Origin of the sequence: Amaricoccus solimangrovi (assembly GCF_006385685.1) — a bacterium.
Classification (GTDB): domain Bacteria; phylum Pseudomonadota; class Alphaproteobacteria; order Rhodobacterales; family Rhodobacteraceae; genus Amaricoccus; species Amaricoccus solimangrovi.
The window spans coordinates 1-5,235 of sequence record NZ_VFRP01000065.1; the positions used below are offsets into that span (position 1 = coordinate 1).

The following is a 5,235-nucleotide window of genomic DNA, read 5'->3' on the forward strand; positions in this document are numbered from 1 at the left end:
GCCGCGCAACTCGGCCTTGAAACCGAAGCCGCCACGGTCAAACTGGCGGCGTAACCGGCGCAAAGCGCTGTCTCGAATCCGTGCCCCGGTACACGTCATCGGCCCATGATGGGAACTTGCCCGGACCGGGTTGAACGGCTTCCGCCGGCGGTCTCGGGGATTTCCTACTCCAGCGCTTCGAGCAGCCGTGTCAGCATGGGCCGCAGGCGCCTGAGTTCGGCGCGATGAGCGGAGGAAAGCGCGGCGAGTTTCGCGGCGCCCTCGTTGGTCAGGCGCACCAGCCGCTGCCGTCCGTCACTCGCGGTCTCGCGACGCTCGACCATGCCCAGTTTCTCCAGCCGGGTGACGAGGCCGCTGGCGCTGTGCGGGCGCAACAGCAGCGTCTCGGCCAGTTCGCCGACCGTGAGCGCCTGATGCTCGGAACCGGCGATGGCAAGGATCGCCTGGTGCTGTTGCGGCGCCAGCCCCTGCGACAGGGCCGCCCCCTCGCTGAAGCTGAGGAAGCTCCGCAATTCCCTGCGAAAGGACGCGAGCGTCCGCAGATCCTCGCGATCGATCCGGTCGGGCATGTGGGGCTCCTTGGGCGGTGCTTGCGGAGCGATGGTCCCGCTTTCGCGCGAGCTTCACAACATGGGATTGAACTATATCGCAGTACGATATAACTACCCCGGAGCCAGAAGAGCCGGGAGCCCCGCATGCCGTTTCGATCCTCCTCCGCCCGTCTGGGTGACCACAGCGCCGACCGTCGCGTGATCCTGTTGTGCGCGATGGCCCTGCTCGTCGGCACCGGCGGGGCCGCCGGTGCCTGGATCCTGCTCCACCTCATCGACCTCGTCACGAACCTGCTGTGGTTCGGCCGCCTGTCCTCCGCCCCGGCCGAGATCACCGACGCCCTGCTCGGCCCCGCCGGCTTCGCCATTCCGGTCCTCGGCGCGCTCGTCATCGGTCTCATGGCCCGGTTCGGATCCGACAAGATCCGGGGTCACGGCATTCCCGAGGCAATGGAGATCATTCTCCATGGACAGAGCCGGCTGTCGCCGAAGGTGGCTGTCCTCAAGCCGCTGTCCGCCGCGATTTCGATCGGCAGCGGCGGGCCGTTCGGGGCCGAGGGACCGATCATCATGACCGGCGGCGCGATCGGCTCGCTCTTCGCGCAATGCTTCCACCTGAGCGCGGCCGAGCGGAAGACCCTGCTGGTGGCCGGCGCCGCCGCCGGGATGACGGCGATCTTCGGAACCCCGCTGGCGGCGGTGCTGCTCGCGGTGGAGGTCCTGCTGTTCGAATGGAAGCCGCGCAGCCTGCTGCCGGTGACCGCCGCGGTCCTCGTCTCGCTCGGCTGGCGCGCGGGCTGGCTCGGGACGGCGCCGCTGTTTCCCGCCGCCGGCGTCATCCCCGCCGGGCCGTGGGTCATGCCGGGCGCCGCGGTGCTGGGTCTTGTCATCGGCCTGACGGCGAGCGCGATGGCCGCGCTGCTCTACCGGATCGAGGATGCGTTTCACCGCCTGCCCCTCCACTGGATGTGGTGGCCGGCGGTCGGCGCGGTCTTCGTCGGGCTGGGCGGCCTGCTGGACCCGAGAGTTCTGGGCGCCGGATACGGTAACATCACGGATCTCCTCTCGGGCGCGCCGGCGGGCAGCGCCGTTCTCGCGCTACTCGCGCTGAAGGCCGCGATCTGGCTGATCGCCCTCGGCTCCGGCACCTCGGGCGGCGTGCTGGCGCCGATGCTGATCATCGGCGGCGCCTTGGGCTGGCTGGGCGGCCCGATCCTTCCCGGCGACGGCGATTTCTGGGCGATGATCGGCATGGCGGCGATCATGAGCGGCGGCATGCGCGCGCCGCTCACGGGCGTGCTCTTCGCCGCGGAGGTCACCGGACGCTTCGATGCCATGCCGGTCATGATCGCCGGCGCCGCGGCCGCCTACGGGCTGACCGTGCTGATCAGCCCGCGGTCGATCCTGACAGAGAAGATCGCGCGTCGGGGACACCACCTGTCGCAGGAACTCGCGGTGGATCCGCTGGATGTGATCCGCGTGGAAGAGATGATGACCGGAGAGCCCGCGACGCTGAGCGGCGCGCGCACCCTCGCCGAGACGGCCGACTTCCTTTCCGGGCGCGCGACGCACCGCGCCTATCCCGTGGTCGATCCGGACGGGCACCTCCTCGGCCTCGTCTCCCGCGACGACGCGTTGTCCTGGCGCCGCGACGAGGGAGACCCGAATGCGACGCTGGCCGACACCCTGGCCGATCGCGAACAGCGCTTCGTCTTTACCGACGCCCCCTGCGCCGCGGCGGCGGATCTGATGCTGCGATCCGGCGCCTGGCGGCTTCCGGTCCTCTCCAGGGATACCGGGAGCGTCGTCGGGATCATCACCCGCCACGACCTGCTGCGGGTACGTCTGCGCCGACGGCGCGAAGAGACCGAACGCTCCGCCAGTCCGATCTGGAGAGGAGCGCCTCGGGTCGGCGGCTGAGGCATGTCGCCGCCCCGCGCCACCAAGCCGTTCAGCCCTCCGGCTGCGCGCGGCGGTCACCGCCGCGTCGCGGGAGCGCGGCATCAGCACCCGCTCCCTTGATCGCCCGGGGGATCAGGCCGTGGCGAGGTGGAGGGTGCCGGACTTGGATCAGAACCCCTCCAGCACGATCTTGCCGCGCGCGGTATTGGTTTCGATCAGCGCGTGAGCCTCGCGGAGGTTCTCCGCGTTGATCGGCGCCAGCCTCTCGGTCAGCGTGGTGCGGATCCGGCCCGCGTCGATGAGCTTCGCCACCTCGTCGAGCAGCCTGCCCTGCTCGCCGATGTCGGGCGTGCCGAAGACCGGCCGCGTGAACATCAGCTCCCAGTGGATCGAGGCCGCCTTGCGCTTGAAGCCCAGCACGTCGAGCGTCTCGGGGTCGTCGATCAGTCCGAAGCGGCCCTGCGGCGCGATGAGCGCCTGGATGCCCTTCACATGGCGGTCGCTCTGGTTGGTGGAGAAGACGAAACCGGGCGCGCCGATGCCGAGCGCCTCGACCTGCGCGGCCAGATCGCCGTGGTGGTCGATGACGTGATGCGCGCCGAGATCGCGCACCCACTCCCGCGTCTCCGGGCGCGAGGCGGTGGCGATCACCGTGACGTCGGTCAGCGCGCGCACAAGCTGGATCGCGATCGAGCCGACACCGCCGGCGCCGCCGATGATGAGAACGGCGTTGGCCGCGCCCGGAACAGGCCGGCGGATGTCGAGCCGGTCGAACAGCATCTCCCAGGCGGTGATCGCGGTCAGCGGCAGCGCGGCCGCCTCGGCGTCGGAGAGCGAACGCGGCTTGTGACCGACGATCCGGGCATCGACCAGGTGGAATTCGCTGTTCGCGCCCGGCCGGCCGATGGAGCCCGCGTAGAAGACCTCGTCGCCGACGGCGAATCCCTTCGCCTCCGGACCGACCTCGGCGACGCGGCCGACCGCGTCCCAGCCGAGAACCTTCCAGTCTCCCTCCGGCGGGGTCGCGCTCCGGCGCACCTTGGTGTCGACCGGGTTCACCGAAACCGCCGCGACCTCGACCAGCAGGTCATGGCCAGTGGCGACCGGGCGCGGCAGGTCGATGTCCTCGAGCGCCTCGGCGCGGACGAGCGGGCCGGGAACGCGGTAGCCTATGGCTTTCATGGGAATGCTCCGTGTCGCTGTTGCCATGCGCCGAAGCTGGCTCTACCCTCTCCATCAGGCAATACGCACAAAAAACGCATATAGTATCAAGAAGGATACTGTCATGGCCAAGGCCCGGCACTCCCGGTTCGATTGTACTCCCGGCTGCTCGGTCGAGGCCGCGATCGGGCTGATCGACGGCAAGTGGAAGTCGATCATCCTGTGGCATCTGCTCTCGGGCACGTTGCGCTTCAACGAGATCCGCCGGCAGGTCGAGAACTGCACGCCGCGCATGCTGACGAACCAGCTGCGCGAGATGGAGGCGGACGGCCTGATCACGCGCAAGGTCTACGCGCAGGTGCCGCCCAAGGTCGAATATGCGCTCTCCGACCTGGGCCGCACGATGGAGCCGATCCTGCGGGCGCTGAAGGACTGGGGCGACGCCAACATCGGCCTCTACGGCAAGCCGCTCGGCCACGATCCCCGCGATGCCGCCTGAGGATCAGCCCCGGATCAGCCCCCGCGCAGATGCCCGGTCGGAAGCGCCGTGGTGTATTTCACCTGGTCGAGCGCGAAGCTCGAGCGAATGTTGGCGACCCCTGGGATCTGGGTCAGGATGTTGAGCACCAGCTCCTGGTAGCGCGGCAGGTCCTCGACCACGACGCGGAGCAGGAAGTCCTCGGTCCCGGTCATCAGGTACGAACTGGGGTGTGGAGAGGCACGGGGACGGACCGGAGCGAAAGGAGCGGACCGGCATCGGCGCCCTCGCGGCGCGGTTCATCCCAGACGCGGAATATCCTGTTTGCCTACGCGCGACGCTCCGCCTCGATCCGCTCCACCGCCGCCATGACGCCGCGCAGCTCCGCGAGCCCGCGGAGGCGGCCGATGATCGGATAGCCGGGGTGGGTGCTCCGCGTGTTGTCGTCGATCAACTCGTGGCCGTGGTCGGGGCGCATCGGGATGCGCCGGTCGGCGCGCCCCTCGGCTTCGCGCCGGCGTTCCTCGGCCATAAGCACGCGGACGAGCTTCACCATGTCGGTATCGCCGCCGAGGTGGTCCGCTTCCATGAAAGATCCGTCCGCTTCCTTCGCCACGTTGCGCAGATGCGCGAAATGGATCCGGTCGGCGAAGCGCGCGGCGATCGCGGGGACGTCGTTCGCCGGATTGGCGCCCAGCGATCCGGCGCAGAGCGTGAGCCCGTTCGCCCGCGAGGGCACGGCGTCGAGGATGAAGGCGATGTCCTCCGCGTCCGACACGATCCGGTCGAGGCCGAAGAGCGGACGGGGCGGATCGTCGGGATGCACGCACATCCGGATGCCGCATTCCTCGGCGGTGGGGATGATCTCCTCGAGGAAGCGCTTGAAATTCGCCTTCAAATCCTCGCGCGAGACATCGTCGTATTGCTCAAGCTTCGCGCGGAGGCCGGGCACGTCGTAGCGGTCATAGGCAGCACGGCGTGGTCGATGACGTGTTCGGCGTGGTGCTCGACGTCGAAGTTACCACCGGCGAGACGAACGAGGGCGAGCAACTCCTGGCGCGGCTCGACGCGGTCGCCCAGGCGACAGGGGTTCCGATCCAGACCGTGACCGCCGATGCGGGCTACGCCTACGCCAAGATCTTC

Annotated in this window: 6 protein-coding genes and 1 pseudogene; 3 read left to right on the forward strand and 4 right to left on the reverse strand. The window is 69.2% G+C overall.

Annotated features, from left to right (window positions below; all coding sequences use genetic code 11):
• Positions 1 to 164: 164 nt before the first annotated feature.
• On the reverse strand, positions 165 to 569 hold the full coding sequence (locus FJM51_RS22930; protein WP_140456420.1) for a MarR family winged helix-turn-helix transcriptional regulator: 405 nt from the start codon (positions 567 to 569) through the stop codon (positions 165 to 167).
• A 126-nt stretch (positions 570 to 695) separates the two neighbouring features.
• On the opposite strand from FJM51_RS22930, the gene FJM51_RS22935 reads away from it, so the two are divergent.
• Positions 696 to 2,471, forward strand: a complete 1,776-nt coding sequence (locus FJM51_RS22935; protein ID WP_140456421.1) for a chloride channel protein — start codon at positions 696 to 698, stop codon at positions 2,469 to 2,471.
• Between the two features lie 150 nt (positions 2,472 to 2,621).
• Here FJM51_RS22935 and FJM51_RS22940 read toward each other — a convergent pair whose 3' ends face one another.
• Positions 2,622 to 3,635, reverse strand: a complete 1,014-nt coding sequence (locus tag FJM51_RS22940; RefSeq protein WP_140456422.1) for a zinc-binding alcohol dehydrogenase family protein — start codon at positions 3,633 to 3,635, stop codon at positions 2,622 to 2,624.
• Between the two features lie 103 nt (positions 3,636 to 3,738).
• On the opposite strand from FJM51_RS22940, the gene FJM51_RS22945 reads away from it, so the two are divergent.
• Positions 3,739 to 4,113 (forward strand): winged helix-turn-helix transcriptional regulator, encoded by a 375-nt coding sequence (locus FJM51_RS22945; protein ID WP_140456423.1) that lies wholly within the window; start codon positions 3,739 to 3,741, stop codon positions 4,111 to 4,113.
• 14 nt (positions 4,114 to 4,127) lie between these two features.
• Here the strand turns inward: FJM51_RS22945 and FJM51_RS22950 are convergent, their stop codons facing one another.
• Together FJM51_RS22950 and uxuA are read right to left on the reverse strand one after the other, a co-directional pair.
• A complete protein-coding gene (locus FJM51_RS22950; RefSeq protein ID WP_306419468.1) occupies positions 4,128 to 4,307 on the reverse strand; it encodes an Lrp/AsnC ligand binding domain-containing protein in 180 nt (59 codons plus the stop codon).
• Positions 4,308 to 4,420: 113 nt separating this feature from the next.
• A complete protein-coding gene (uxuA, locus tag FJM51_RS22955; protein ID WP_210240406.1) occupies positions 4,421 to 5,044 on the reverse strand; it encodes a mannonate dehydratase in 624 nt (207 codons plus the stop codon).
• On the opposite strand from uxuA, the pseudogene FJM51_RS22960 reads away from it, so the two are divergent.
• A pseudogene (locus tag FJM51_RS22960) lies at positions 4,999 to 5,235 on the forward strand (transposase); the annotation flags it as partial. The gene uxuA and the pseudogene FJM51_RS22960 sit on opposite strands and share 46 nt — an antisense overlap.

Coding starts and splice junctions, on each gene's coding strand:
- FJM51_RS22930 (WP_140456420.1), bottom strand. CDS start 569: ATGCCCGACCGGATCGATCGCGAGGATCTGCGGACGCTCGCGTCCTTT.
- FJM51_RS22940 (WP_140456422.1), bottom strand. CDS start 3,635: ATGAAAGCCATAGGCTACCGCGTTCCCGGCCCGCTCGTCCGCGCCGAG.
- FJM51_RS22945 (WP_140456423.1), top strand. CDS start 3,739: ATGGCCAAGGCCCGGCACTCCCGGTTCGATTGTACTCCCGGCTGCTCG.
- FJM51_RS22935 (WP_140456421.1), top strand. CDS start 696: ATGCCGTTTCGATCCTCCTCCGCCCGTCTGGGTGACCACAGCGCCGAC.
- FJM51_RS22950 (WP_306419468.1), bottom strand. CDS start 4,307: ATGACCGGGACCGAGGACTTCCTGCTCCGCGTCGTGGTCGAGGACCTG.